The 26,997-nt window shown below is 45.3% G+C and carries 26 protein-coding genes; 17 read left to right on the top strand and 9 right to left on the bottom strand.

Features of this window, described 5'->3' with window-relative positions:
- Window positions 1-204: 204 nt before the first annotated feature.
- From OCV20_RS18190 to OCV20_RS18165, 6 genes are all read left to right on the top strand, one after another.
- Window positions 205-579, top strand: a complete 375-nt coding sequence (locus OCV20_RS18190; RefSeq protein WP_059018733.1) for a c-type cytochrome — start codon at window positions 205-207, stop codon at window positions 577-579.
- Between the two features lie 37 nt (window positions 580-616).
- Entirely contained in the window at window positions 617-2,041 is a 1,425-nt protein-coding gene (gene ccoN, locus OCV20_RS18185) for a cytochrome-c oxidase, cbb3-type subunit I (RefSeq protein ID WP_048608572.1), read from the top strand.
- Entirely contained in the window at window positions 2,042-2,656 is a 615-nt protein-coding gene (locus OCV20_RS18180) for a cbb3-type cytochrome c oxidase subunit II (protein ID WP_086774264.1), read from the top strand. It begins immediately after the preceding gene.
- Complete coding sequence (locus OCV20_RS18175; RefSeq protein ID WP_086774263.1) at window positions 2,653-4,809, top strand: cytochrome c; 2,157 nt, start codon at window positions 2,653-2,655, stop codon at window positions 4,807-4,809. The genes OCV20_RS18180 and OCV20_RS18175 overlap by 4 nt, the downstream gene beginning before the upstream one ends.
- 264 nt (window positions 4,810-5,073) lie before the next feature.
- Window positions 5,074-5,301: a PAS factor family protein gene (locus OCV20_RS18170; RefSeq protein WP_004730426.1), complete on the top strand. Its 228-nt coding sequence runs from the start codon at window positions 5,074-5,076 to the stop codon at window positions 5,299-5,301.
- A gap of 263 nt (window positions 5,302-5,564) precedes the next feature.
- Window positions 5,565-5,747, top strand: a complete 183-nt coding sequence (locus OCV20_RS18165; protein WP_004730424.1) for a hypothetical protein — start codon at window positions 5,565-5,567, stop codon at window positions 5,745-5,747.
- A 169-nt stretch (window positions 5,748-5,916) separates the two neighbouring features.
- Here OCV20_RS18165 and OCV20_RS18160 read toward each other — a convergent pair whose 3' ends face one another.
- From OCV20_RS18160 to OCV20_RS18130, 7 genes are all read right to left on the bottom strand, one after another.
- Window positions 5,917-7,209 (bottom strand): alpha/beta fold hydrolase, encoded by a 1,293-nt coding sequence (locus OCV20_RS18160; RefSeq protein WP_086774262.1) that lies wholly within the window; start codon window positions 7,207-7,209, stop codon window positions 5,917-5,919.
- Between the two features lie 340 nt (window positions 7,210-7,549).
- Window positions 7,550-8,287 (bottom strand): DUF3726 domain-containing protein, encoded by a 738-nt coding sequence (locus OCV20_RS18155; protein ID WP_086774261.1) that lies wholly within the window; start codon window positions 8,285-8,287, stop codon window positions 7,550-7,552.
- Window positions 8,284-10,086 (bottom strand): hypothetical protein, encoded by a 1,803-nt coding sequence (locus tag OCV20_RS18150; RefSeq protein WP_086774260.1) that lies wholly within the window; start codon window positions 10,084-10,086, stop codon window positions 8,284-8,286. The genes OCV20_RS18155 and OCV20_RS18150 overlap by 4 nt, the downstream gene beginning before the upstream one ends.
- A 229-nt stretch (window positions 10,087-10,315) precedes the next feature.
- Window positions 10,316-11,923 (bottom strand): BCCT family transporter, encoded by a 1,608-nt coding sequence (locus OCV20_RS18145; RefSeq protein WP_048608577.1) that lies wholly within the window; start codon window positions 11,921-11,923, stop codon window positions 10,316-10,318.
- A 230-nt stretch (window positions 11,924-12,153) separates the two neighbouring features.
- Entirely contained in the window at window positions 12,154-13,149 is a 996-nt protein-coding gene (locus tag OCV20_RS18140) for a membrane dipeptidase (protein ID WP_048608578.1), read from the bottom strand.
- A gap of 183 nt (window positions 13,150-13,332) precedes the next feature.
- Window positions 13,333-14,793, bottom strand: coding sequence for an aldehyde dehydrogenase family protein (locus tag OCV20_RS18135; protein WP_202910127.1), 1,461 nt, complete (start codon window positions 14,791-14,793; stop codon window positions 13,333-13,335).
- Window positions 14,794-14,992: 199 nt separating this feature from the next.
- On the bottom strand, window positions 14,993-15,391 hold the full coding sequence (locus tag OCV20_RS18130; RefSeq protein ID WP_004730412.1) for a RidA family protein: 399 nt from the start codon (window positions 15,389-15,391) through the stop codon (window positions 14,993-14,995).
- A 157-nt stretch (window positions 15,392-15,548) separates the two neighbouring features.
- Here OCV20_RS18130 and OCV20_RS18125 point away from each other — a divergent pair, with 157 nt between their 5' ends.
- The 10 genes from OCV20_RS18125 to OCV20_RS18080 all read left to right on the top strand — a co-directional run bounded on the left by OCV20_RS18125 (window position 15,549) and on the right by OCV20_RS18080 (window position 24,048).
- Window positions 15,549-16,430 carry a LysR family transcriptional regulator gene (locus OCV20_RS18125; RefSeq protein ID WP_048608581.1) on the top strand — a complete coding sequence of 294 codons (882 nt, stop codon included), beginning with the start codon at window positions 15,549-15,551 and terminating at the stop codon, window positions 16,428-16,430.
- A 719-nt stretch (window positions 16,431-17,149) separates the two neighbouring features.
- A complete protein-coding gene (locus tag OCV20_RS18120; protein WP_048608582.1) occupies window positions 17,150-17,551 on the top strand; it encodes an ATP synthase subunit I in 402 nt (133 codons plus the stop codon).
- 1 nt (window position 17,552) lies between these two features.
- Window positions 17,553-18,323, top strand: a complete 771-nt coding sequence (atpB, locus tag OCV20_RS18115; RefSeq protein WP_048613381.1) for a F0F1 ATP synthase subunit A — start codon at window positions 17,553-17,555, stop codon at window positions 18,321-18,323.
- Window positions 18,324-18,368: 45 nt separating this feature from the next.
- A complete protein-coding gene (gene atpE / locus OCV20_RS18110) occupies window positions 18,369-18,605 on the top strand; it encodes a F0F1 ATP synthase subunit C (RefSeq protein WP_004730405.1) in 237 nt (78 codons plus the stop codon).
- A 54-nt stretch (window positions 18,606-18,659) separates the two neighbouring features.
- The gene (locus tag OCV20_RS18105; protein ID WP_017060839.1) at window positions 18,660-19,130 is read left to right on the top strand and encodes a F0F1 ATP synthase subunit B; all 471 of its coding nucleotides are present in this window, start codon (window positions 18,660-18,662) and stop codon (window positions 19,128-19,130) included.
- Between the two features lie 11 nt (window positions 19,131-19,141).
- A complete protein-coding gene (locus tag OCV20_RS18100; RefSeq protein ID WP_086774258.1) occupies window positions 19,142-19,693 on the top strand; it encodes a F0F1 ATP synthase subunit delta in 552 nt (183 codons plus the stop codon).
- A 9-nt stretch (window positions 19,694-19,702) separates the two neighbouring features.
- Window positions 19,703-21,244, top strand: coding sequence for a F0F1 ATP synthase subunit alpha (atpA, locus tag OCV20_RS18095; protein ID WP_048608585.1), 1,542 nt, complete (start codon window positions 19,703-19,705; stop codon window positions 21,242-21,244).
- A gap of 46 nt (window positions 21,245-21,290) precedes the next feature.
- Window positions 21,291-22,160: a F0F1 ATP synthase subunit gamma gene (gene atpG, locus OCV20_RS18090; RefSeq protein ID WP_086774257.1), complete on the top strand. Its 870-nt coding sequence runs from the start codon at window positions 21,291-21,293 to the stop codon at window positions 22,158-22,160.
- A 44-nt stretch (window positions 22,161-22,204) separates the two neighbouring features.
- Complete coding sequence (gene atpD / locus OCV20_RS18085) at window positions 22,205-23,590, top strand: F0F1 ATP synthase subunit beta (protein ID WP_019820615.1); 1,386 nt, start codon at window positions 22,205-22,207, stop codon at window positions 23,588-23,590.
- 14 nt (window positions 23,591-23,604) lie between these two features.
- Window positions 23,605-24,048: a F0F1 ATP synthase subunit epsilon gene (locus tag OCV20_RS18080; protein ID WP_017060844.1), complete on the top strand. Its 444-nt coding sequence runs from the start codon at window positions 23,605-23,607 to the stop codon at window positions 24,046-24,048.
- Between the two features lie 165 nt (window positions 24,049-24,213).
- Here OCV20_RS18080 and OCV20_RS18075 read toward each other — a convergent pair whose 3' ends face one another.
- Complete coding sequence (locus tag OCV20_RS18075) at window positions 24,214-25,176, bottom strand: nitrilase family protein (RefSeq protein WP_086774256.1); 963 nt, start codon at window positions 25,174-25,176, stop codon at window positions 24,214-24,216.
- Window positions 25,177-25,282: 106 nt separating this feature from the next.
- Between OCV20_RS18075 and OCV20_RS18070 the strand changes: the two genes are divergently transcribed.
- Window positions 25,283-26,170 carry a LysR family transcriptional regulator gene (locus OCV20_RS18070; protein WP_086774255.1) on the top strand — a complete coding sequence of 296 codons (888 nt, stop codon included), beginning with the start codon at window positions 25,283-25,285 and terminating at the stop codon, window positions 26,168-26,170.
- 113 nt (window positions 26,171-26,283) lie between these two features.
- Here the strand turns inward: OCV20_RS18070 and OCV20_RS18065 are convergent, their stop codons facing one another.
- On the bottom strand, window positions 26,284-26,997 hold the full coding sequence (locus OCV20_RS18065) for an alpha/beta fold hydrolase (RefSeq protein WP_414503107.1): 714 nt from the start codon (window positions 26,995-26,997) through the stop codon (window positions 26,284-26,286).

Raw genomic sequence — 26,997 nt, 5'->3', positions numbered from 1 at the left:
CCCTCTGAATACGTATCAAACAACAAAATTAACAATAAATATGAGTAAGTAAGTAGCGAGAATGCTGGTTGCTGCATAACCTTTAATCGAACGTAAGCAGCTTTAAGAGACTTAATAACGGGTTCCAGTCGTTTCTACTCCACCATTTGATCTCGTGTATTGATCTTAGAAAGCTTACTCATTTCATAACCAAGGGAATCGAGAATGAGTTTGAATATAAAAAAATTTAACCCCATGGCGACACTTTCTACCCTAGTAATGACGCTGGTCATGTTTCCTGTTTCTGCTGAAGTTAATCAAGAACAATTCGAATTAGGTAAACAAAAAGCCAAAGTGTGTATGACCTGTCATGGCGCTGATGGCATCTCAACACAAGATCCCTACCCGAACCTTCGCGGTCAAAAAGTGGGTTATCTCATCTCTTCATTGAAAGATTATCAGACTCGAGAAAGAACCAGTGGTTTAGCGATTCTCATGCAGCAGCAAGCCGACACGCTCTCAGACCAAGACATTCGTGACATTTCCTATTTCTATTCAGTGCTCGGCAACGAAGCAAGCTCGCTCAGCGATTCAAATTAAGTCAGCGATTCAAAATATCTAGGCAAGGAGCCTTGTTATGGAACAAGTGACAACGCAATACAGCATTAAGGTCGTGAAATACTTCATCATCGCATCCTTAGTGTGGGCGATTGTAGGTATGATCATCGGCGTGATTCTCGCCGCGCAATTATATTGGCCAGTCTTAAACTTTGATTCTCAATACTTCCAATTTGGTCGACTGCGCCCGTTACATACATCAGGAGTGATTTACGGCTTCGTCGTGAATATCTTGATGGGGACGTCTTTATACATTGCCCAGCGAACAGGCCATTGTGACTTGTTCAACAAAAGCCTTTCATGGATGGTATTTTGGGGCTGGCAGTTCATCCTGTTACTTGCGGTCATTTCCTTACCTGCAGGCCACACTACCTCAAAAGAGTATGCGGAGCTTGAATGGCCAATCGACTTAATGATTGTGCTGGTTTGGGTGCTGTATGCGGTGTTGTTCTTTGGCACCCTTGCTAAGCGTAAGGTCAGCCATATCTTCGTGGCTAACTGGTTCTTTGCTGCATTCATCATCGTCGTTGCAATGATTTTCATCGTGAACAACCTCGCGATGCCTGTGTTGGCGATGAAGTCTTACTCTGTGTTTGCAGGGGCTCAAGATGCGATTGTTCAGTGGTGGTGGGGACATAATGCCGTCGGCTTCTTGCTGACCGCTGGTGTGATTGGTATGAACTACTATTTCATACCTAAAGCGGCGGATCGACCTATCTACTCGTACCGTTTGTCTGTGATCCATTTCTGGGGCTTGGTCGGCTTTTACACGTGGGCCGGAACGCACCATTTGGTTTACTCTTCCGTTCCTATCTGGATTCAGAACATCGGCATCGTAATGTCTTTGATCTTGTGGCTCCCTTCTTGGGCGGGCGCGTTCAATAGTGCGATGACCCTCCTACAAAACAAAGAAAAGCTGAAGTCCGACTACATTCTTTTATTCTTTTTCTCAGCGATTCTTTACTACTGCTTGGCAACATTCGAAGGTCCGCTACTCGCCATTCGCTGGTTTAACATGGTGGCACACAACACCGAATGGATCATCGGACACGTACATTCCGCGGCTCTAGGATGGGTTGGAATGTCAGGGATAGCGGTTTTTTACTATTTCATTCCACGCTTATGGGGCCAAACCGATCTTTGGTCACGACGACTGATTAAATGGCACTTTTGGCTTGCTCATGCTGGCGTCGCCATCTATGCGATAGCACTTTGGATCGCAGGCATCGGCGAGGGATATATGTGGCTCGCTCAAAATGAAAATGGCGAACTGATTTACAGTTTTGTAGAGGCTATGGACTTTAAAGCACCTTGGCTATTCATGCGCTTCTTTGGTGGTGCGCTGTTTGTACTTGGATTGTTCTTAATGGCTTTCAACTTGTACAAAACGGTTCGTATGCCCGCAGTACATGATGCTAAACACACCGTTAATGAGGGGGCCTAAATGATGAGTAAAGACTTTACACATTCAATCGTCATTTTAATTTTGACCACTGTTGTCGTGGCCTCCTTCTCTTTATTGGTCTGGGTAGTGCCAAGCATTGTCCGTGGCGACGATATTGCCAAAGACAGCTTAGCGATGCCACTCACACCGATTGAGTTAGCAGGCCGAGACATCTACATCAGTGAAGGCTGCCATGTTTGTCACACGCAAATGGTTCGCCCTCTAGAGCCAGAGGTGAAGCGTAATGGTCGCCCGAACCAAGAAGCAGATGATATCTATGAGTTTCCTAACTTGTGGGGATCTAAACGTACTGGCCCTGACCTCACTAATTTAGGTAGAAAGTATTCTGACCAATGGCATGTTATTCACTTAATTGATCCTCGAAAAGTCGTACCGACCTCGATCATGCCCTCTTACCCGTGGCTGTTTGAGCAGACTCTGACTGGCGATGATATCAGCGCCAAAATGGAAGTGTTACGTACCTTAGGTGTGCCTTATACCGATCAAGAAATTGGTGATGCCCGTTTGCAAGTAAGAGGCAAAACCAAAGGTGAAGCGCTGATTCGCTATTTACAAAGCCTGGGTAAAGATACGTCACAGGAGGTATCACAATGAGCACATTCTGGAATCTATGGGCGGTACTCCTAACCTTAATATTCTTTGTTCTGATGGTGTCTGTTGTCGTTAAATACTGGCGTAGCAATCACAAGGCCGATCACGACCACACCATTGGCACCTTTGATGGTATTGAAGAGAAAGATGCGCCTCCACCTAAGCTGTTATTTGTAAGCTATGCGGTCGCATTTCTTTTATCTGCAGGCTATTTGGTGCTCTACCCGGGGCTCGGTGAATGGGAAGGCTTAGTCGATTGGGAGCAAAGCGATGATAAGCTCAGTTCACCATCCACCACTCTCAATGAGCAATTTGCACAAACCAGCGAAACTACGTTAGAGGGATTAGCTGCCGTGCCAGAGATCGTGAACAGCGGTAAGATTCTGTTTCAAACTCACTGTGCGGCCTGTCACCGAGATAATGCTCAGGGACAAAAGCACTTTCCTAACCTGATAGACCAAGAGTGGCTTTATGGTGGCAGTGATGAAGCTGTGATTCATTCGATCGCCAAAGGCCGGAACGGAGCGATGCCGGGTTGGAGTGAAATCATGCGCCCAGATGAGGTGGCAAAAGTTTCCTACTATCTAGCCTCTCTCAATCAACGTCATACCGATGTACCTGAAATTAAAGTCGAGCTCGGTAAAACCTTGTTCGTCCAATACTGTTCGTCTTGTCATGCCGATGGTGCTGTCGCTAACCCCGCGATTGGCGTACCTGATCTTTCCGATGATATCTGGCTTCACGGCGGCAGCATTGAAGAGATTCAGCACACCATTAATTACGGTTTGAACAACCTAATGCCTGCGTTTGATGAGCAACTCAGCGAGAACGAAATACTCGCGCTTGGGGCTTATATCCGTCACGCCGGTGAAGTAGAGCAACAAAGGCTCGCGAGTTTGAAAACATCATCTGTTGAGCGCGGAGAATATCTCGCTTACGCCGGTGACTGTGTGGCTTGTCATAGTGCAGAAGGTGGCGAACCCTTTGCTGGCGGCCTGCCCTTTGTTACCCCTTTTGGCACCGTTTATTCAACCAACATAACGCCACACACCACCGAAGGGATCGGGACTTATGACTTCGACGATTTCCGAGCTGCGTTAGTTGCAGGTAAAGGTAAGAATGGTTACCTGTACCCTGCAATGCCTTACACCTCTTATCAATACCTCACCGACCAAGACATGGTCGATTTATGGGAATACATGCAGTCAATCACCGCCGTGCCACGACGCAATGATGACAACAGCATGATGTTTCCATCCAATATTCGCTTAGGTTTGCTTGGCTGGAACATCGTATTTATGGATACAGACCCTATTGATTATGAAGTACCAGAAGAGCTCAAAGGAGAAATTGAGAATGTCGATAAGTGGCAACAAGGCAAATATTGGGTCGCAGGACTTGGTCACTGTTCGGAGTGCCATACACCTCGAAACATTGCCCAAGCACTGATACCAGAACGTATTTTCCAAGGTAACTTGATCGACGGTTGGAACGCACCTGATATCACCGCAAATGAGCTCTATATCGATGGTTGGGATGAAGCAACACTCACCGACTTTTTACACACAGGACATTCAGACAAAGGCACCGCTTTTGCAGGTATGGCAGATGTAGTAAAAAACAGCCTAAGCTTGATGACACGTGAAGATATTGAGTCGATGTCTTATTACCTACTCAGTGGGGATAGCAACAACACCATTGCCAGTGATGCCGTTCAGTTACAGCCTAAAGGGTTTGATGAAGCTGCGTATGCCAGTGAAATCTACACCACGTATCGTCAAACTTGTGGGGCGTGTCATGGTGACGATGGTAAAGGTCGCGACCCAATCGCCCCTACTCTGTTGAACAACGGTATTATCATGCACAGCGACCCATTCAATACCATTGCGGTAACCGTGCGTGGCTTGCAACCCACCTATCTCGACAAAGATCGAAACTTCATGCCGATGGCAAGTTTTGAGGATGTACTGTCGGATCAACGCTTAGCTGAGTTAATCACGTTTGTGCGTTTAAACCTAGGCGCCCGAAATGAACCGGTCACGGCTGAGCATGTTCGAGAGGTAAGAGAAACACTTGAAGCAGCAGGTTATGCGGGCGGATTACACACCACGCCTGAAATGTACGAAAATCGAGATAAGAACATTAACATACGATAGGCGCTGTAGCTGTGCGTAGCCGATCGGCTCAATAAACAGCGAACAGTACGTAACTTTATCTTTGCCAACAAGCCAAAAGGAGACCACTGTGTCTCCTTTTCTTTTGCCCAAACCCGAGTTCCGACACTTTGCCGTACAACACAATTGTAACTAACTGATTACACAATTAAGCAGAGCTGCACATAATGCGATCAATCTCGCAGAACAAAGATGATACCAAGTGCATAATATGCAAAATTTTCTAAAGATGTACTAAGGACAGTTATGGATACAACTACACTCATCTACGATACGTTGGAAGGCCTGTCGAGCGCAAAGCCACAGCAACACGCTCAAATCCGCCAAAATCTATATAACCAATTAGATTTATCATTTGAGAAGCAGTTGGCTTTGTATTCATCAGTTCTTGGTCCAGCAAGTGCTGGTAGATTGACCGATTTGGATAGTGCAGTGATGTCTGCACGCAAGATTGTTGGCTTAGAAAACAGCTAAGCAATCTTCAACCTATCTCAACTTTAACGCTGCCATCGTGCAGCGTTTTTTTATGGGCGCTATTTACGATAAGTACGGTTGGTTACGATAAATACTGTTAGTTGCGATAAACGCGGTTAAGAAGATAAGTGCAGTTGGGTCTGTTTTTCAAGTTACACGCATTCTCATTTGGTTAATCTTATGTTCCATTTTTAACAGGTGTGTAACCACAATAATGGCGCTAATGTTAGTAGCACGTTAACCACACATCGGATGGAAGAATCATGAGAGTACTTATTGAATATACACAGACAGGCAAATACCGTGATCATGCGTGGGAAGCATTAACGATTCGTTCAAAAGGCGAAATTCAAGCTGTGACTCCCTCTTATGCGGCTCAGCTTATCGAACAGAACCGCGCCAGCTTATCGACCACTGAAAATCAAGATATCGTCATCCAACCTTAATGGCTTCAAGGGCTACCCCTCCTAGTTCCTTAAATCGAATAGTTCGATGACATAAAAAAAACGCTGCACGGATGCAGCGTTTTCTTGTTTTTGACGTATCTTGTCTCTAACGTAAAGAGCTTCTAACTTAGATAGCTTCTAACGTAGATAACCTACATAGAGAATTTGATTATTTTGGCAAGTTTTCTAATGCATCAACCATCGTCATTAGCTTATCGACGATTCGTTCACCATCCACTCTCAAACCATTGTGCTCATACTCGTTGGTAATCCACGCTTTCGAGTTTGGAATATTTGTCAGTGTTTCGCGGCTGTAATCCAGTTCTACGTACATGTCATCTGCGTAAACTGCACACGCCATCGGAACCGTATTCTTGCTCAGCTGCTCAGCGTTGTACAAAGTACCCCAATCCGATTTTTCAGCTAATAGATTGGCAGCTTCGCGTAATGGCTTCAACGTTTCAAGTTGATCGAACATCCATGGGTAGACCATTTCTCCGGTAAACCAGAACTCACTGCCCGATTGGTAGTTAAAATGCGGGTACTGCTCGCGTACTCGATGTGCCGACCAGTTAGACGCTGTACCTTGACAGTAAATCGATTCATGCAGAATTGCGTAAATTGGGTTAGTTAAATATCCCTGCTCTTGCTGCATTTGATTTAGGAAGCTGTAGCTCAGCTGTCTGTTACCGTTCACTTCAACAAAGGCACCTTCCAGAGTGAAGTGCATAGGAAGGTTCGCTTCACCGCCACCAAGGTTAATACCAATAAGTTGGAACTGCTCAACCGTGAACACCTGACCGTTGGGCAGTCTTACATCATTGTTAAGCAGGTAATCAGAGATCTCACGACACATCGCTTGCGCTTGTGGGAACTGAGCAAAGAACGCTCTGTTTTTGTCTTCAACACGCTTATAAGTCGCACGATAAACATCGTCAGCTTCACGTTCAATCGAAGGAATACCGCCCGTCACATAACAACGTTGTAAGCTCTGTGGGAACAGTGACAAATAGCTCAGTGTACAGAAGCCACCAAAGCTTTGACCAATCGTCGACCATTGCTTAATACCAAACTTCTCACGAATCGCTTCCGCATCACGAACGATGTTATCCGCTCTGAAATGCGTTAAGTACTCAACTTGTTGTTCTGGAGACAAATGCGCCAAGGTTTCATGGCTGATAACCGTGCTGTTGCCTGTACCACGTTGGTCTAGCAGCAGAACACGGTAGTTTTGCAATGCACGCTTTAACCAACCCGATTGCCCACTAACACGTGGAGAAGGAAAACCTGGCCCCCCCTGAAAGTAAATAAGCCACGGCAGTTCTTGCCCATCTTTAGCGAGATCAACCAGCTCACGTGCGAAGACTTGGATCTGTTGTCCATCTTTTGCTTGATAGTCGAGTGGCAACTCAAATGAGTGCTGACGATACAGGGTGGTTCCATCAATAAAGTTAGCTTGCACGCTTCATTCCTTTTTATCTAATTCTAAAGTCATTGGTACGAATAAAAACGGTGCCCTTTGGCACCCTAGTTAGCAAGATACGCATACTAGCTTGTAAATGAAACCGTTTGTTGAACCTGAATGTGAAGGTACTTCATTAAATCGCCAAATTAGCTTTATACGCGTAACAACTTGTTTCAAAACAGGATGTTTAAGAGGCGGTCTATTGAGAGGAATGATGAAAACGGGAGACAAATAAAAAGAGCTTAACGAGGTGAGGATACGTTAAGCTCTTTGGTTTTATCTGTTATAGCGGGTGTTATCAATAATGCTATCAATGCACTAAGCACTAAGCACTAAATTATGAAGTCGTTAGCTCACCTGCACCTTGAACCGAGCGTTGGCTGCTTTCAACAAGAATAGCCGTCGCGGTTTCTTTCAATGCGCCCCACTCTGCCTCATCAACTTCAATGCCATCGTTCCACGCTTTCTCTTGAGTTTTAAAAAGCGCTTCCGATTCAATGTGTGTTTGGTAGCCATCTGACAAACGTTCGATATCGAAATCCTGGACGGAAAGTTCGATGGTCATATTGTGGATATGTTCGTCCGATGTCAGTGGCGAATCTGATAAAAACAGTTCTGGTGCAACGCAACCACGGTTAAGCACATACAAGGTGCTCTTAGGGTTTGAGCCATTATCCCAACGTGCGGTACACGCGATACCTTTCGCTGCCAGTTTCACAAGCTCACTGTACGCTAACCAACGGTTATGGCAGTTGTTTAGCTCGATTTTCAGTGTCTTTTTGCCGACCATCTTTTCAATGGCGTAATCCATCACCACAGGAAGATGACACGCTAAGCTCGCCTTGTGCAGATCCACTTCAACTGTGTTGTCGCTTCTCACTTGAATGTCTACAGGGCAATCGTCTTCTAGCCCCATAAAGTTGCTCGCGTTGTTAAAATGACGAACTCCATCCAAGCCAACCATTTGTAAATCTGCCACCATGTTCGCTATTACATCGGCTTCACCACATGTACGACGCATACCCAGAAAGGCTTTATTAACGGCCGCTACCAGTTCATTGTGAGAAACGATCATAACGATTTACCTCCATGTTGAGCGTTGATATGTGTAGGAACTTTATTTGAGTCAGCGATCTCCGCTTCACTTGGTAAGATTGGGAACACCCATTCGTCCTGATGAATTTCATCAAGCAACGGTGCACCTTGGAAAAATGTCACTCGTACCCAACGGTCTGAGCGAGGATCAAACTTAGTCGCGCCAAACATCGCTAGCTTACAACGCAGCAAGTGCATTGGTGGCGAGTCTTGGTGCAGCACGTTCATTTGAATGTCGCCCATCGCCTTGTTACCTAGCGTCCACACACGGCGCGCAATGGCACGATGCTGCGGTTGTTTAACAAGGAACTCAGCCAATGAAAGCTCTGGCGCGAATTGCAATAAAGCATGGTACAAACGGTAAGCTTGACGGCCGATATCCAACGGCAGTTCACGCTCTTCGCCTAGTTCCTCGCCTCGAACACCGAGTCTTGGCTCTTCTTTGTCCTGAGAGCGATACCAGAACCAGTAGTTATTTTCTGCTTTCGTAAAGTCGGTCGTGATTGCCCAACGGTATTTTTCTTCTAACACTACCAATAGGTCTTGGATCTTTTTGCCACTAGGAAGCGACAGTGTTTCGCTACAATTCATTTGCTCTTGATGGGCGTCCACTAATTCTGGGTACAATTCCATCAAGCATGAGATAAGGATTTCTTGGGCTTCCATACTCATGTGCTTAGATTGTTCAACTAACTGCGCCCATGTATCGCAATGGTTTACAGAAGCTTCTAGTGACTGTTCTGCGTGTTTTAACTCATCAACAGCGGTTTTGTTCAACTCTTGCTGGTTTTCATTGATGGTAACAACTTGTTCTAAATGACAAATCGCTTTTTTAACGTATCTACGTAGTGGCTCGATCAACGCCGTATCGGCCTGACTAGCCAACACGTCCGCCAATGCATGCTCACGTGTTGTCATCCATTGATCGACAATACTTGGGTGGTTAATAAGATATGGCGCCATGCCTAAACCAGTCGCATTACCAACACCAAGGTAACGCTGTAATCCTCTATGCAAGGTAATCGCTTGTTCACCGCCCTGTTGCTCAGCTAGGTAATGAACCCAATCTAGGCTGAACTCACGCAGCATATAAACCGCACACATTTGCGCACTAAACGACTGATTAAAATCTTCATTTTTCTCTAAGATTTTAAAGTCAGCAATACCAAATTTGCCATTACCGTATACCGCTGTCGTTCGCAAGATATAACCCACTTCAGCCAGCTCTTTTGGCGTTGGTTGAACACCTTTAGCCAAGTGACTCACGATGTGTTCAAACACACGTACACTTTTATTTGCACGCGCCAACACAAGCACGTTATTTGGATTACGGCCTGCTTCTTGAAGCGGTACATTCGCACGAAGTCTTTCAAGTAGGGCGACATCAACATCACCAAGAACAAGCGCAAACGTTACGTCCCACTTTTCAGCAATTACACGGTCATTTCGCTCGTCATCTGCAATCTCATCGCAGAAAACAACCAAATGATAAACATGGTTTGGCGTCGCAAGCTTATAGATAACATGACCAAAACCTTGAGCGTCTAATTGCCATTCATGTTTCGTCACTTTCCATTCTTGCTGAGCCATTTTACGAATCAGAGTTCTAACGAAGCTGATACGTGTTTGGTGCATTGCACCTAGCCTTTCCGGTGCCATGACGACAGTCGCGTCACGTAGTGCTGATTCAGTGTAGGTAGAACGATGTGCATCCATTTTGCTCACCACCTTATAGTTATAGGATTTTGCTAGCCATTCAGAACCGATCGTTGCCATCATTTGAAGCATTCGTTGTTACAGTGTGTTGGTTAGCTTTCACGTTATTTGGGGTAAGCGAGCTCACCCCTTATTATTTGTCCTGACTAGATCGATTGACCTAAATACGTGCCGCCCGATGTATCTTCACCAGTACGGTTTTTCTGTTCCTTTCGGAATCTTGCATCAGCCTTCTTTCAAAGGCTGATTTGTTCTTGTTTTACAGAGCCCTTTTGTTTAAAAACTCTGCTCTCTAAAAACCTTGCTCTTTTGCCATCTTGATTGCGATTTGAGGCGCATTCCAAAGTGATGGCAGCAAGATTAAGGACACCGGTACCGCGGTGATAACAATGAAGGATTGCAGCGCTGAAATGCCGCCAGAGCCTAGGGAAATCAGAATTAACGCTGTTACCCCCATCATCACACCCCAGAAGGTACGAATAATTGCATTCGGTTCTGTCTCACCACTGATCACCACACTGATGGTGTAAGTCATTGAGTCACCGGTCGTTACGATGAAGATCGTGGTTAAGATCAAGAACAGAATTGAGATAAGCATTGGCATTGGTAGCTGCTGAGTTACCGCCAGTAGCGCACCTGGTAAGTTAAAGCCTTCAAACGCTTTACTTACACTGCCTGGATCTGCGATTTCGAACGCAAGACCAGAGCCGCCAACAATCGTGAACCAGAAGCAAGTAACAAACGGTGCAATCAAGCTAATCGTTGATACCAATTGGCGAATACTACGACCGCGTGAAATACGTGCGATGAAGATTGCCATCATTGGGCCGTAACCTAAGAACCAACCCCAGAAGAATACTGTCCACCAGCTCAACCAACCTTCGTCACCTCGGTATGTTGCCATCGGGATGAAGTTATCAATCATGCTGCCTACACCTTGAATGTAGCCATTAAAGATGAAGTTTGTTGGGCCAAAGATCAGGATGTAAACCATCAATGCCATAGCCAAAATTACGTTGTAACGGCTTAGCATTTGCATTCCGCGGTTAAGACCACTTAATGCCGACAATGTGTAAAGCACGATAGCGAATAAGATGATGATCAGCTGTGTTGTGAAGCCATCTGGAATACCAAACAGTTCGTTCAGCGCGTAGCTCACTTGCAAGCCCAAGAAGCCGATAGGACCGATGGTGCCCGCCGCTACAGCGACAATACAACATGCATCAATCAGTGCGCCGGTGTGACCTTTCAGTGCTCTTTCACCTAATACAGGGTAAAGCAGAATACGAGGTTTAAGCGGTAAGCCTTTGTCGTAGTGAAGGTGCATAACTACGATAGACGTTAAGCTGCCCACAATTGCCCATGCTAGGAAGCCCCAGTGCATGAATGATTGAGACAAAGCATTTACTGCACCTTGCTGTGCGTTCTCTTGAGCGCCATATAACGGTGGTGGATTAACGTAGTGTGCGATAGGCTCTGCTGCCGCCCAAAATACGCCGCCACCCGCCAGTAGCGTACAGAAGATGATCGCCATCCAACGGAAGCCATCCATTTCAGGTTTAGCAATACCACCTAGGATAACCTTGCCTGTTCGCCCTGCCGCCAGGCCAAGACCAATAAGAAAAGTCAGAAGAAGAAGCATTTGCCAATAAGGACCGAATACTTTTACCGACCAAGCAAAGCCTGTGTTTACTAAGCTGGATAACAGCTCGCCATCAAATAAAGCAAGCGTTACGAACAGAGCGATAAAACCGCCGCTGTACCATAGTGCTGGGTTGGTAAGTCCTAATTTGTCTGAAGTTGATTCAGACTGGTTTGTGTTACTTGTTTTATTACTTGTTGTGTGTGCTTGACCCGCATTTACGTTTGAAGATTTCACGCTATTGGTTAAATCAGACATACTCTGACTCCAGAGGTTTCTTTGCAGCTGTCATTTTAATGATGACTACAAGGGTGTATTTAACACCCGCCCTATTATTTTTTGTCTTGGGCAGGCTAATCCATGTTTGGGTTACCGCGTTGCGAAATAGACCGTTGTTCCTTTTAAATAATGAATTTGATTAAAGCAGCACTGACTAAATGAACGTTTGTTAGCAGGCTGCCTATTAGATGATTACCAGCGAGAAACGCTTAACCCTTGCTCTGCGGCTCTAAGCCATCTTTCAAGAAGTTAAACCAGTTTTCTCCCAAGACTTGTCCAGCTTCAGACTCACTGAAACCATGACGCATCAATCCGTTATAAATATTTTCCATACCCGAACTACCACAGAACCAAGGCAGTGCATCTGGCCAACCTGAGTTGTTTGCAGAACCTTCGCCGTAGTCCATTGCCTTCGACCAACGACCATTTCGCATCCACTCTAGAACCGCTTGAGGCTGGTTTAAGCATAGGTCACTGCCAATTCCTAGGTGTTCAACGCCGACCATGTCGGCTGTCGTCGCAACCATCTGACAGAAATCCTCCAAGGTACATTGGCTGCCGTTTGGTAGGTGGAATGGGTATAAGCTGAATCCGATTAAGCCACCGCGTGCGGTTAGGGCTTTAATCACATCGTTTGATTTGTTTCGTAGTGCATCATGAGCAAACGTTGGGTTCGCGTGGCTGATACAAATAGGACGAGAAGACAGATCAATCGCCTCAAGCGTTGAACGCTCCGCACTGTGAGACATATCGATGATCATCCCCACTCGGTTCATCTCTTCGATAGCTTGCTTACCAAAGCGCGTGATACCGGTATCGTTCTTCTCGTAACAACCTGTCGCCAATAAGCTCTGGTTGTTGTAAGTAAGCTGCATGATCAAAAGACCTTGCTTGCGCATCACTTCGATAAGACCAATCTCATCATCGATTGGAGAACAGTTTTGAGCACCAAGGAAAATGCCGACTTTGCCGGTCGCTTTTGCAGTTTCAACATCAGCCATTGAATGAATCGGCATGATAATGTCTGCATTCTGCTCGAATCTTAAGTTCCACTCTGCAAAGCGAGATAAGGTTTCACGAGCTGTCTCGTGGTAAACCGCGGTAGCGTGAACTGCTGTAATGCCGCTCGCCTTTAGTGTTTGGAAGTATTCTCTGTTCCAATTGCAGTATTGCAATCCATCTATAACAATCCGTTGCTGGTACATAACCACTCCTATTGAAAGCTCAGTGTTCTAGCTCGGTTTTGAAAACACGCTCAAATAACATGTTTTCAAAAATGGGTTAAATCACGTCTCTAATTTCATTTGCTGTGTTGGGTTTGGGTGTTGGCCTGACTCTGTGAATCAGGCCACTTTTCATTAATAGAACGTCAATTAATAGAGATCTATCTAGTAAGGACGCTGGTAAGCCGTCTTCACGACTGTGTAGAACTCTTTCGCGTATTGACCTTGCTCACGAGGACCGAAGCTAGACTCTTTACGACCACCAAACGGTACGTGGTAATCAGTGCCTGCTGTTGGTAGGTTCACCATCACACAACCTGTTTGCGCTTGTTGCTTGAACATTGCGCTAGTACGTAGGCTTTGAGTAATGATACCGCCCGTTAGACCAAAGCGAGTATCGTTGGTCGTCGCGATAGCTTCCTCTAAATCAGCCACACGAATCACGCTTGCCATTGGTGCAAACACTTCTTCTTGGTTCACTTCCCAATCGTTCTTCGTATTCAAGAACAGAGTTGGAGACATGTAGAAACCTTCGTGTTTCATGCTCAAGCGTTCGCCACCGAATGCCAGCTCACCGCCGCTTTGACGTGCTTTCTCAACCCAACCTAGGTTCGCTTCAAGTTGGTTGCCGTCAACTACCGGGCCCATGAACACGCCGTCTTCTAGTGCGTGACCGACTTTTAGCTCGCTCATACGTTTGATTAGTGCTTCAACGTATTGGTCGTGAATGCCATCCATAACCACTAGACGAGAAGATGCTGTACATTTTTGGCCTGCGCCAGAGAATGAACCTGCAATCGTTGCATCAACGGCTGTTTGGATATCAGCATCGTCAGCAACCACAAGTGCGTTCTTGCTGCCCATCTCTAGTTGGCAACGAACGAAGTTTGGCGCTGTAGCAGCGGCAACCTTACGACCCGTATCAACGGAACCAGTAAAGCTCACACCATTCACTTCTTTAGAGTTGATCAGTGCATCACCGACTGTTGAACCGCTACCCAGAACAAGGTTGAACGTGCCTGCTGGGATACCTTGACGGTGGATAATTTCAGTAAGCGCAACCGCACTTGCTGGTGTTAGGTTTGCTGGTTTCCAGATAACGCTGTTACCGAAAGCCAGTGCTGGAGCGATTTTCCAAGCCGCTGTTGCTGTCGGGAAGTTCCAAGGAGAGATGATGCCAATAACGCCAACAGCTTCACGAGTCACTTCAACAGAAACGCCTGGGCGAACTGATTCTGCGTTATCACCAATCTGACGAAGCACTTCAGCCGCAAAGTATTGGAAGAACTGACCTGCACGGTAAATCTCACCACGACCTTCAGCAAAAGGCTTACCTTCTTCACGAGAAAGTAACGTACCTAGTTCATCACAACGTGCAATCAGCTCATCACCAATTGCTTGAAGTACTGCTTGCTTACGTTCAATCGGCGTTTTTTCCCACTCTGGTTGAGCGTGCTTTGCCGCTGAAATCGCTTGTTTAACTTGTTCAGCACTTGCTTGTGCAAAGTTACCGATGTTTTCAGAAATATCTGATGGGTTAATGTTCGCTACGGTGCTTACACCCGCTTGCCATTCGCCGCCAATGTAAAGTGCGTTTTCTGCTTGAACATTCTGTAATTGAGTCATCATTCTGTCCTTGTAACGGTTAGGTTGCGGTTGAGTCTGGCAACCATCTGGTTAATTAATAAACTGTTAATATTCAGGTAATTAATTGCTAAAATAAGTCGTACATTTTGTATCTAAAGTGAACCCGATCGCTTGTATCAATAAACCGCTTTAATTCAAAAGAGTTTTGATCCGCAAATAGCCTTAGTTCACAGTCAAATTATTCAGGTTGAGACGCCGATGCATAAACTACGAACTCGACTAGCATCTCTTCTCTTGCTAACCCTGCAACGACGACCGCAGCACGGTTTGGATAAGGTGCATTGAAGTATTCTCCGTATACGCTGTTTACCGTTTTTAGGTATTCACGGTCTGTCACGTAAATCAGAACTTGCAGCACTGAATCCATAGATTCGCCTGCACACTCCAACGTATGAACAAGGTTGTTAAAAGTCTGACGCGTTTGCGCTTCAATACCGCCTTCTACTACTGCGCCAGTTTCATCAATTGGAATCTGCGCGGTGTATAGAGTGCCGTTATTAACGATTGCCCACTCTAGGGGTGCTTTTGAAGCGAAAAGCTCGGTTTTTACTGGGTGTTTTTTAGTTTGTGCGTTCACGATTCCATCCAACTTTGTAACAACTATGTTTCAAGATGGTTAAATACTGCACCTTGACGACTGATAAATCTAACGGTAAATTTTGTGCATTTGATAAATAAAATCTATCACCTTGCAAAAAGTAAGGTATAGCAAAGGCTAGAGAAGGATTCGCGCCATGAGTATCAAGCTACAACAGTTAAAACATTTTGTTTTGGTGGTCGAAGAAGGTGGATTTCGAGCGGCATCTCACCGTGCAAATCGATCGCAAGCGGCACTTTCAACTTCGATAAAAGAGCTGGAAAAAATACTCGGCCAACCTCTGTTTGAAACAGGCAACAAATCGACACTGACGCCTTTTGGAGAAATATGCTTACCCAAGATCATTCAATTTCTGAATGTTTACAAAGCATTAGACAATGACCTACGCGCAGCGGCAGCAGGACAACAAGGAAGAGTTCGAATAGCGAGCGTGCCTTCGGTGGCCGCAAAACTCATCCCTAGTGTTTTAGGGGCTTTTTGTGAGCAGTACCCGAATGTAGAAGTGAGTTTGATTGATGATAATGCGGCAGGGGTAGAAGCAAGATTACTCTCTGGCGAGGTGGATGTTGCCCTCGGTAATAGCTCCCATTTAGAAGAAGAGAGCATCGACTTCACGCCTTTGCTTTCTGATCCTATCGGTGTGGTGTGCCTCAAAGACAACCCTATCGCCTCTCAACGGGAAGGAATCGAGTGGCAAACCTTGTTAAAACAGCCTTTCATTCGTAACGGGACTTGCACCCTACTAGACCCAACACCCGCGCGAATGCTCAGCGAACAAGCCCTGTACTCTGTCGAGAACATTACCTCGCTGTTTTCGGTGTTAGAGCTCGGGATAGGCGTGACCACGCTACCTAAGCTGGCTTTCCCAACCAATGAAACCCGCTTGGTGTGGATTCCGTTAATTGACCCGCCCTTGCAACGACAAATCGGCATTTTCAGATTGTCTGATCGTACAATCTCGCCACAAGCACAGGCTTTTCATGACTTATGTATTCAATACCTCAGTTATGAAGAGTAATAACTGAGCCTAGATTAAGTAAATTAGGCAGCGTTTTGCTGCCATTTACTTCCTCAAAACTCGGTGTTTCTTCGCCGCACCATGCTTCTCATACACCCAGTCCCCCATTTCACTCCTATATCATCAACATTTAGGCGCTGAATTTTCACTCTCGCGCACGCAAATAGTGACAAGCTGACAACAATATAAAAAATATTCGCTTATTGATAAGGAGCGACGTACGTTTAATTTACCAGAAAAATGAGATCTTCCATCATTGCCTCAAACAAGCTGACCCCCTACCAAAATCACACTTCGCAATTCAGCTTGAAAATGAACCTAAGTGTTTGAATAGTCTTAATTGATAAGATAATAAGTTGATTATTTAGCTCGCTGAACCCGTCTAAAAAGACCCTCTTTTTCACAAGGATAAAGCATCTTAAATATTCATGAATAAAGTGATAGAACTATTACTTTCATAAATGAAAAACATTCATTTCAAAAATGGAATTATTGATATCAATATTTGTCGTTTTGATCACATAATTTTAGGCGTAATTTATATTTTGTCGAAACGATAGCGAATTAGCTTAATTCGTTTCATTTCGTCAGGAGATATAAAACCAGCAAGGGTTTTTCTTTAAAGCAAATCAAGTGTTATTAACAAGTGAAATGTAGTAACAAGTTAAATTTAAACTGTGTTTTATATTAACTTACACTGTTTAGCATAAGGTTTTATTATGAGGCTTAATGGGATTAGTAGCGACATCCTTGTTGCCGCTAAAAGAGTTGTTCTCTGCCAAATAGTATTAGCCATCGGTGTAGTTTTATATGAAGTGTTTTTTGGTAATAAAGTAGATATGGAATCATCAGCTTTGGGCATCGTAATTGCAATGTTGCCACCGCTGTTTGGATTCATATATGCAAGCCTAAAGGTGCGTAAGAATCCTAATTATAGTTTACGTGACTTAATGCAAATGAGTCGTGTCGTAAAAATAACATATACGTTTTTGATGTTTATCTTGGCGTTCCAGTTCTTCAAATTGGATAACCCAGTAATATTATATGCGTACATCTTTACTATGGTTGGATACTTCTTAACACCATTTATTACCGCCTCTAATAGATCGGAGTACGCGTAGTATGGATCAAGTAACTACCGCTCACGAATACATAGAGCATCACTTAACCTTCTTAACTACAGGTGATGGTTTCTGGGCGTTTAACATTGACTCGATGTTGGTATCTTGGATTACAGGTTTACTTTTCATCGGTGCATTTCGGTATGTAGCCACTCGTGGCACTAGCGGCGTTCCAGGTCGTTTTCAATGTTTTATCGAGCTTGTCTTTGACTTTGTTAATAATCTCGTCAAAGAGATTTTTCAAGCGGAAGATAAATTAATAGGACCACTGGCATTAACCACTTTTGTTTGGGTGTTGTTAATGAATGCAGTCGACCTATTACCCATTGATTTAGTTCCGGGGTTAACTCGAGCTGTAGGTCTAGAGCACTTTAGAGACCTACCAACGGCAGACGTAAATATACCAATGTCGATGGCACTCGGTGTGTTTATTCTACTGTTAACCTATACATTTAAAAATAAAGGTTTGAAAGGCTTTATCAAAGAGCTAACTACTCAGCCATTTGATAACCCTCTTTTATATCCTGTTAACTTAGTTCTTGAATTAATAACATTAATTTCAAAGCCAATATCACTAGGCTTACGATTATTCGGAAATATGTATGCAGGCGAGATGATATTCATCCTTATTGCACTAATGCCTTGGTGGATGCAGTGGGCACTAAGTGTACCTTGGGCCTTATTCCACATATTAATCGTATTCTTACAAGCATTTATATTTATGGTGCTGACCGTTGTTTATTTAGGAATGGCAACAGAAGAACACCACTAATTAATAACTAAAAAATTAACTAACAAATTATTTTCGGAGATACAAATGGATATCGTAAGCGCAGTTTTATATGTAGCAGGTGCATTACTGATCGGTTTAGGTGCAGCAGGTGCAGCATCTGGTATTGGTAACTTAGCAGGTAAATACCTTGAAGGTGTTGCGCGTCAACCGGACCTTACTCCAATGCTCCGTACTCAATTCTTCATCATGATGGGTCTTGTGGATGCAGTACCGATGATCGGTGTTGGTATCGGTCTATACATCATCTTCGCCGTGGCTTAATCAAACCGCTTTGAAAGATCGATTTATACATAATCAAGATTTAGTGAGGAAGGTATGAACTTAAATGCAAGCATGTTTGGACAAGCAATCTCATTCGTGATTTTTGTTTGGCTCTGCATGAAATATGTATGGCCCCCTCTCACCGCGATGTTAGACGAGCGCCAAAAAGAAATCGCTGATGGTTTACGCCACTCAGAGAACGCTGCGAAAGAGCTAGAACTAGCAAAATCAAATGGCGCGCAACTCATCGAAGATGCAAGAAAAGATGTGACTGAACTGGTTGAACAAGGCCGAAAACGCCGCAATGAAATCATCAGCTTAGCGCAACAAGAAGCCGAGCAAGAAAAGGCACGCATCTTAGAACAAGGTAGAGCTGAGCTAGAAGGCGAACGCCAAAAGATACGCCGTGAACTTCAGGCAGATATGGCAGACGCAGTAATTCAAAGTGCACAGAAACTGATTAGCAAAAACCTAGATTCCGCAACGAACCGAGCGCTAGTTGACCAAATGATTAGCGAACTCTAAGGAGAAGCAATATGTCAGATTACACCAATATTGCTCATCCCTACGCCAAAGCATCGTTTGAATTTGCTTTAGGTAAAAACCAGTTACAAGAGTGGCACTCAATGCTGTCCATTCTTGTGGCTGTCGCGGAAGATGAAACGATCGCTAGTCAGATTTCTTCAGCAGAAGGTGCTTCTACACACCAAACAGAAGAGCTGGCAAACCTCATCATTCATATTTGCCAAGGACTCGTTGATGACCACGTCATTAATCTTATTCGAGTCTTGGCCGAGAACGGCCGCCTTTCTGTTGTAAGAGACCTGTTTGAATTGTTCTGCGAGCTAAAGGACGAACATGAACGTGTAGTGCCTGTCACTGTCACCAGTTCAGAAATGCTGACACAAGATCAAGTTACGTCACTAACAGCTGCACTTGAGAAGAAATTAGAGCGTCAGGTTGAAATGAAGCAGGTTATTGATGACACGTTAGTGGGTGGAATAGTCATCAAGGCGGGTGAAACCGTTATCGATGGTTCTTTAAACACATCAATTGACCGATTGGCTCATCAACTTCACGCGAGATAGGTAACAATTATGCAATTAAATTCAAATGAAATCAGCGATCTAATCAAAGAACGCATCTCGAAATTTAATGTGAGCACCGAGGCTCGCAACGAAGGCACTATCGTATCGGTTCGTGATGGAATCATCACAATCAATGGCCTTGCTGATGTTATGCAAGGCGAGATGATTGAGCTACCAGGTGGCAAGTACGCACTCGCACTTAACCTCGATACCCACTCAGTAGGTGCGGTGGTTATGGGCCCCTACACTGACCTCTCTGAAGGTATGAAAGTGAAAGGTACAGGTCGTATCTTAGAAGTACCTGTAGGTAACGGACTTCTTGGCCGTGTCGTGAACACATTAGGCGAGCCAATCGATGGCAAAGGCCCAGTGAGTTGTGACCGACTCGACCCTGTAGAAGTGATTGCACCCGGTGTAATCGAACGTAAGTCTGTTGACCAACCTATTCAAACTGGCTACAAAGCGGTTGATACCATGGTGCCAATCGGTCGTGGTCAACGTGAACTTATCATCGGTGACCGTCAGACGGGTAAAACAGCGTTAGCTATCGATGCGATAATCAATCAGAAAGATTCTGGCATCAAATGTGTGTATGTAGCGATTGGCCAAAAAGCCTCCACTATCGCTAACGTGGTTCGTAAACTCGAAGACCACGATGCGCTTAAGAACACCATCGTCGTTGTGGCGTCAGCATCAGAGTCTGCAGCGCTTCAATACCTAGCCCCTTATGCGGGTTGCACCATGGGTGAATACTTCCGTGACCGCGGTGAAGATGCGCTGATCATCTATGATGACCTATCAAAACAAGCCGTTGCTTACCGTCAAATCTCGTTGCTACTGAAACGCCCACCGGGTCGTGAAGCCTTCCCTGGCGACGTATTCTACCTTCACTCACGCCTACTAGAACGTGCAGCACGAGTGAATGCAGAGTATGTAGAGAAGTTCACTAACGGTGAAGTGAAAGGTCAAACTGGCTCATTAACAGCGCTTCCTATCATTGAAACTCAAGCGGGTGACGTATCAGCGTTTGTACCAACCAACGTAATCTCAATCACCGATGGTCAGGTTTTCCTTCAAACCCAACTGTTTAACTCAGGCTTACGTCCTGCAGTCGACCCAGGTATCTCGGTATCTCGTGTGGGTGGTGCGGCGCAGTGCAAGATCATCAAGAAACTGTCTGGTGGTATCCGTACTTCATTAGCTCAATATCGCGAGCTGGCGGCCTTTGCTCAATTCTCTTCTGACTTAGATGAGATGACGCGCAAACAGCTAGACCATGGTGAGCGTGTTACCGAACTAATGAAGCAAAAACAATACTCTCCTATGTCAGTCGCTGAGCAAGCAACGGTTATCTACGCGGCAGAGAAAGGCTACTTGGTCGGTGTTGAGCTAAGCAACATTGCCCGTTTTGAAGAAGAGCTGATTGCTTACGCCAAAGGTCAGAACCCTGCGCTGTTCGAAAAAATCAACGCGACAGGCGATTACAACGACGAAATCGATGGCGCTCTTAAAGAGATCCTAGAAGGTTTTGTTGGGATGAAAGCTTGGTAAGTGCTCCGGTTTGTTAGCTGGAAATCAAAACAAATAGGAGCAGATTATGGCAAGTACTAAAGAAATTCGCACCAAGATAGCCAGTGTTAGTAACACTCAAAAAATCACTAGCGCAATGGAAATGGTTGCAGCAAGTAAGATGCGCAAGGTTCAAGACAACATGACGCTAACTCGGCCCTACGCAGAGAACATGCAAAAAGTTATCTCTCATGTTGCATCGGGTTCACTGGAGTACCAGCACCCTTACCTGCAACAGCGTGAACCTAAGCGTGTCGCTTACATCATTATCTCGTCCGATCGCGGCTTGTGTGGTGGCTTGAACTCAAACTTGTTCAAGAAAGTGTTAGAAGAAATGGAGCAATGGCGCACCAAGGGAGTCGAGGTAGAAACAACCTTAGTGGGATCTAAGGCTATCTCGTTCTTCCAACGCGGCGGCAACGTTATTGCACAAACGTCAGGTCTTGGCGATACCCCTAAGTTAGAAGACATCTTAGGTACAGTGAACGCGATGCTCGGTCATTACGACGAAGGCAAGATCGATAGCTTGTATCTCGTTTACAACCAGTTCGTCAACACCATGGTTCAAGCGCCAACGACCTTGCAGTTGCTCCCCCACCCTTCGGATTCTGAGGAAGGTGGTGAGCCTAAAAAAGCACGTCGTTGGGACTACATCTATGAGCAAGCACCCAAAGACATACTCTCAGAACTGTTACATCGATACATCGAATCGCAAGTGTATCAAGGCATTGTTGAGAGCATTGCCTGTGAGCAAGCAGCCCGAATGGTCGCTATGAAAGCGGCGACTGATAACGCAGGCCAACTCATTGATGACTTGCAGTTGGTCTACAACAAGGCGCGTCAGGCTGCCATTACCCAAGAGCTGAGTGAAATAGTCTCAGGTGCCCAAGCTGTCTAGGGCTAGAAAAGACTGGGTCAAGAACAGAATTTGAGGATTTAAGAATGAGTGTTGGAAAAATAGTTAAAGTAATCGGCGCGGTGGTTGACGTTGAGTTCAGCGGCGGCAACAGCCCACGCGTTTATGATGCATTGAAAGTGACTAGCGACGAAGCAAGCTCGTTAGTATTGGAAGTTCAGCAACAACTGGGTAGCAATATCGTTCGTTGTATTGCAATGGGTACTTCAGATGGCTTACGCCGTGGCCTAACGGTTGAAAACACAGGCTCTCCAATCACGGTTCCTGTGGGTGAAGAAACACTAGGCCGTATCATGAACGTGCTTGGTCAACCTATCGATGAGTGTGGTGAAATCGGTCAGAAAGAAAACTACGAGATTCACCGTGAAGCTCCTTCTTATGAAGAACAAGCAAACAGCACTGAGCTTTTAGAAACCGGCGTTAAGGTTATCGACCTTATCTGTCCATTCGCTAAGGGTGGTAAAATTGGTCTGTTCGGTGGTGCTGGCGTAGGTAAAACCGTCAACATGATGGAGCTTATCAACAACATCGCCAAAGCCCACTCAGGTCTTTCTGTATTTACTGGTGTAGGTGAGCGTACTCGTGAAGGTAACGACTTCTACTACGAGATGAAAGAAGCGGGTGTACTAGACAAAGTAGCCATGGTTTACGGCCAAATGAACGAGCCACCGGGAAACCGTCTACGTGTAGCACTTACAGGCCTGACTATGGCTGAGCGCTTCCGTGATGAAGGTCGTGACGTACTGTTGTTCATTGATAACATTTACCGTTACACGCTTGCCGGGACTGAGGTATCAGCTCTGCTAGGTCGTATGCCTTCAGCAGTAGGTTACCAACCAACACTGGCTGAAGAGATGGGTGTGCTTCAAGAGCGTATCACTTCGACTAGACAAGGCTCTATCACATCTATCCAAGCGGTGTACGTACCTGCGGATGACTTGACCGATCCATCACCAGCAACAACCTTTGCTCACTTAGATGCGACCGTTGTACTGTCTCGTAATATCGCGGCATTGGGCCTCTACCCTGCGATTGATCCATTGGATTCAACCTCTCGCCAGTTGGACCCGCTTGTGGTTGGTCAAGAGCACTACGACATTGCACAAAAAGTACAAACAACGCTGCAACGCTACAAAGAGCTAAAAGACATCATCGCGATTCTTGGTATGGATGAGCTGTCTACTGAAGACAAACAGACCGTATCTCGTGCTCGTAAGATTGAACGTTTCTTAACGCAGCCTTACCACGTAGCCGAAGTGTTTACCGGTCAGAAAGGTGTCTTTGTACCGCTAAGCGAAACACTAAGAGGCTTTAAAGGTCTGTTAAGCGGTGAATATGACGATATCCCAGAGCAAGCGTTCTTGTACTGTGGCTCTATCGACGAAGTGCTTAACAAAGCAAAATCACTCTAAGAGGTAGGTGCACCATGGCTATCGGAATTACAGATAATACATTTCAACTTAATATTGTAAGTGCGGAAGGTACGCTGTTTTCAGGTCCAGCGTATGCCCTAGCCGTTTCTGGCGCTGATGGTGAACTGGGGATTCGCCCCGGTCACTCCCCGCTTCTCAGTAAGATCAAACCGGGCGTAACCGTGTTTGTGACAGATCCTAAATCAGAAGGCCAAGTGTTGTATGTTTCTGGTGGGATGCTGGAAGTTCAGCCGGATGTGGTTACGTTATTAGCCGACACGGCCTTGCATGGTAAAGACATTGACCGCGCTCGCGCAGAAGAAGCGAAATATGCCGCTCTAGAGAACATCAACAAGGGCAACATAGACATTAACTTTGCACAAGCTCAGCTAGAATTGGCGAAAGCCGTTGCTCAGTTGCGTGCATCAGAGCTAACTTCTTCTCACACAAGACACTGAGAATAGAACTTAGATGCTTAGTACTTAGTGCTTGATGTGTAAATAGTCTACCCACTTAAACATGATTTAAGTGGGTAGACTACATCAGGAGCCCTCACTTCTCTTTCAACTTCCCCACCCTTTTAACCGCTACTAATACATCCTTTTTCTCCCGAACTTACAACATTACTTATCTGCAAAGCGCGCTTGGTGCGGGTCAAGCTCATGACCAAGAGGCTGCGTCAGTGAATGGTACAGCTCAGGCTTACGACCACGAATCCAACGTCTGCCGGTACACATCTCTAGCTCTTGCGCTTTCAAATTCGCAATCACCATATCGTCATCAACGCTGTCCGTCTCGGTGATGATTTCCCCATAAGGGCTTAAGATCATCGCATTGCCTGTTCTCACTTCATCCATATCAACACCGACACCATTGCTGAACACCACAAACATACCGTTATCGTGTGCTCTTGCAGGCAACCAACGCATTAGCCATTCGCGCCCATTTTTACCCTGCATTTCAGCACGAATCGCCTCTGGGTTTTCATCTCGGTTAAACCATAAATCTGGGTCAATTCGCTTCATCGCATTGGGGCTACGTGACTGACAACCGCCCGTTTGGTGCGGCGCAATCAAGATATCGGCGCCTTTCAGCGCGGTGATTCGAACGTTCTCAACCAAGTTGTTATCCCAACAAATCAAGATACCAACTTTGCATCCATGCGGCGTATCGAACACCGTGTATTGGTCGCCGCTACTCATATGAGGGCTGACAAAGGTGTGCAGTTTACGGTGTTTCTGAACTTCACCATTAGGCATGGCGAAAACGTAGGTGTTGTAAAACTCGCCATCCACACCCTGCTCTATCAAGCCAGCCCCAACACTGATTCCAAACTGTGTTGCCAGTGCAATCAGCTTTTGAGTCGATTCACCACTCGGCACAGGTTCCGCTAGCGCTTCAATTTCATCTCGCGCCAAAGCAGACACATGCCAGTAGCCAGTGATGCACATCTCCGGGAAGCTGATGATCTCCACACCACTCTCCGAAGCTTGTCGAACATATTCTTCTATCACAGATAGGTTATACGCCTTGTCACCTGCATGGTGGTTGAATTGAACCGACGCTACTTTAATATCTCTCTTCATGATTTGTCCTCAAACTTCGCTTTTTCTGATTTGCTCTGGACTCAGTATAAAAAATCGATTCAATTCCATATAATGAAAGATATTCATAGTTCAATGAGCATTTGGAATGGAATTTGATTTACTGAAGGCATTTTGTCAGTTAGCTAAATCGGGCAATTATCGTCTGGCATCAGAGCAGCTCTACATCACTCAGTCAGCTCTTACCAAAAAGATTCAACGACTTGAATCCAACATTGGGACGAGTCTATTCTCTCGTGGCAGAAATGGCGCCGAACTGACGCACGCAGGAAAAACATTACTGACAGAAGCCCAACGTTTGGTTCATTCAATGCAGGCGTTTGAGCAGCTTTCAGGCTCTGTGGTGAAAGGAACTCAGGGACATTTGAACATAGGCTTTGGCGTGTCCACTTATCATGAAGCGCCCAAGCTGATTGCGGCTTATAAACAGCAATACCCAGACGTTCATGTCACTTTAAATGACACACCGTCTAAGCAGCAGACCGACGAGTTATTGAGCCATGATCTCGATATCAGCTTCAATCGGATACCTAACTCTTTGGGTTTAGAAAGTCTAACCCTATTCAATGATTCGCTTGTGATTGCGGTACACAAAGACCTTCTCAAACAAGCGCCAGGTAACGATCAGGTTCTCTCTAAGTTATCGAAATGGCCTTATTTAAAGCTCGCCCAACATCGCGGCCCCGGATTAGACAGACAGATTCAACAATATTGTCTTGCCAATAAAATCGACTTATCTAAGACACAAGAAGCCGATGATATCCTCACCCTACTGGCGTTGGTTTCGGCCAATATCGGTTTCACCATAGTACCCAGCAGTGCGCAGTACATTAGTAACACCGATGTGGAATTCATTGAGTTAGAAGGTGAACACGCGACTTGGCCTGTCGGGTTGATATGGAATGGAGAGAGTGAAAACCAACTCAGGGGTAGGTTTGTAGAGTTTGTGGCGAATCAGGTAGTAAGCAGCTTATAAATTAAAGTTGGCTTTTAGTGTTTAAGTGCAGTGGCAATTGCAATATAAAGCGCACTGCACTTTATATTGCATACTCGACATGAAAGGTGACTTCGCCAACTCACTATTAAGAATCACAGCTGACTGGCTTCAAACCAGCTACGAATATGCTGCGCGACCACCTTAGGCTGCTCCATTGTTGAAAGATGCCCACAATCAGGAATGACATGAAGTGATACCTGTTTGATGTGCTTTGCCATTAACAGGTGATTATCGATTGGACATAACAGGTCATCTTTGCCTGTGATGATCAACGTCGGAATCTGAATGTCCGCCAGCAATGCTCTAGCGTCAGGACGAGTCGCCAATGCTTGAGCGTGAGCCTCAAACCTTTCAACGCCAATATTATTCGCCATTTGCGTGATTCGTTGAGTCAGTTCTTGGTTCGCTAACTGGTTCGGATGGATAAGCACTGGCATTAAAATATCAGAGGTTATTGACTCAAACTCCCCTGCTTTTGCTTTATCGACCAAAGCGTTCCTTTTCTCCGATACCTCTGGCTTTTCATCTGCGGCATTGGTGTCCATTAAGATCAAACCTTTCACGCGTTGTGGTGCCTGTCTAAACACTTCAAACGCTAGAATTCCGCCCATAGATAAACCTCCAAGCACGAAACTATCAGGGGCATTGTCTAGGACTTTACTTGCTAAGGCTTGCATGGATGTTTCCGTTCCTAAATCACAAGTAAAAGGAGCCACCCAATTGGGCAGCTCTTTATTGACGTCTTGGAACAACGTTTCATCACACAACAAACCAGGTAGCCATAACAGTGGTACTTCTGGTTTCAT

The sequence above is a fragment of the Vibrio coralliirubri genome (assembly GCF_024347375.1).
Lineage (GTDB): Bacteria > Pseudomonadota > Gammaproteobacteria > Enterobacterales > Vibrionaceae > Vibrio > Vibrio coralliirubri.
The sequence above is the reverse complement of the archived record's forward strand: the minus strand, read 5'-3'. Positions and strand labels throughout refer to the sequence as shown.

Excerpts from the sequence above, each read along its gene's own strand:
- OCV20_RS18105 (WP_017060839.1), top strand. The coding sequence starts at position 18,660 with ATGAACTTAAATGCAAGCATGTTTGGACAAGCAATCTCATTCGTGATT.
- OCV20_RS18180 (WP_086774264.1), top strand. The coding sequence starts at position 2,042 with ATGATGAGTAAAGACTTTACACATTCAATCGTCATTTTAATTTTGACC.
- OCV20_RS18125 (WP_048608581.1), top strand. The coding sequence starts at position 15,549 with ATGAGTATCAAGCTACAACAGTTAAAACATTTTGTTTTGGTGGTCGAA.
- atpA (WP_048608585.1), top strand. The coding sequence starts at position 19,703 with ATGCAATTAAATTCAAATGAAATCAGCGATCTAATCAAAGAACGCATC.
- OCV20_RS18190 (WP_059018733.1), top strand. The coding sequence starts at position 205 with ATGAGTTTGAATATAAAAAAATTTAACCCCATGGCGACACTTTCTACC.
- atpB (WP_048613381.1), top strand. The coding sequence starts at position 17,553 with ATGGATCAAGTAACTACCGCTCACGAATACATAGAGCATCACTTAACC.
- OCV20_RS18065 (WP_414503107.1), bottom strand. The coding sequence starts at position 26,997 with ATGAAACCAGAAGTACCACTGTTATGGCTACCTGGTTTGTTGTGTGAT.
- OCV20_RS18170 (WP_004730426.1), top strand. The coding sequence starts at position 5,074 with ATGGATACAACTACACTCATCTACGATACGTTGGAAGGCCTGTCGAGC.
- OCV20_RS18150 (WP_086774260.1), bottom strand. The coding sequence starts at position 10,086 with ATGATGGCAACGATCGGTTCTGAATGGCTAGCAAAATCCTATAACTAT.
- atpE (WP_004730405.1), top strand. The coding sequence starts at position 18,369 with ATGGATATCGTAAGCGCAGTTTTATATGTAGCAGGTGCATTACTGATC.
- OCV20_RS18135 (WP_202910127.1), bottom strand. The coding sequence starts at position 14,793 with ATGACTCAATTACAGAATGTTCAAGCAGAAAACGCACTTTACATTGGC.
- OCV20_RS18080 (WP_017060844.1), top strand. The coding sequence starts at position 23,605 with ATGGCTATCGGAATTACAGATAATACATTTCAACTTAATATTGTAAGT.
- OCV20_RS18075 (WP_086774256.1), bottom strand. The coding sequence starts at position 25,176 with ATGAAGAGAGATATTAAAGTAGCGTCGGTTCAATTCAACCACCATGCA.
- OCV20_RS18120 (WP_048608582.1), top strand. The coding sequence starts at position 17,150 with ATGAGGCTTAATGGGATTAGTAGCGACATCCTTGTTGCCGCTAAAAGA.
- OCV20_RS18165 (WP_004730424.1), top strand. The coding sequence starts at position 5,565 with ATGAGAGTACTTATTGAATATACACAGACAGGCAAATACCGTGATCAT.
- OCV20_RS18140 (WP_048608578.1), bottom strand. The coding sequence starts at position 13,149 with ATGTACCAGCAACGGATTGTTATAGATGGATTGCAATACTGCAATTGG.
- atpD (WP_019820615.1), top strand. The coding sequence starts at position 22,205 with ATGAGTGTTGGAAAAATAGTTAAAGTAATCGGCGCGGTGGTTGACGTT.
- ccoN (WP_048608572.1), top strand. The coding sequence starts at position 617 with ATGGAACAAGTGACAACGCAATACAGCATTAAGGTCGTGAAATACTTC.
- OCV20_RS18155 (WP_086774261.1), bottom strand. The coding sequence starts at position 8,287 with ATGATCGTTTCTCACAATGAACTGGTAGCGGCCGTTAATAAAGCCTTT.
- OCV20_RS18100 (WP_086774258.1), top strand. The coding sequence starts at position 19,142 with ATGTCAGATTACACCAATATTGCTCATCCCTACGCCAAAGCATCGTTT.
- OCV20_RS18145 (WP_048608577.1), bottom strand. The coding sequence starts at position 11,923 with ATGTCTGATTTAACCAATAGCGTGAAATCTTCAAACGTAAATGCGGGT.
- OCV20_RS18175 (WP_086774263.1), top strand. The coding sequence starts at position 2,653 with ATGAGCACATTCTGGAATCTATGGGCGGTACTCCTAACCTTAATATTC.
- atpG (WP_086774257.1), top strand. The coding sequence starts at position 21,291 with ATGGCAAGTACTAAAGAAATTCGCACCAAGATAGCCAGTGTTAGTAAC.
- OCV20_RS18070 (WP_086774255.1), top strand. The coding sequence starts at position 25,283 with ATGGAATTTGATTTACTGAAGGCATTTTGTCAGTTAGCTAAATCGGGC.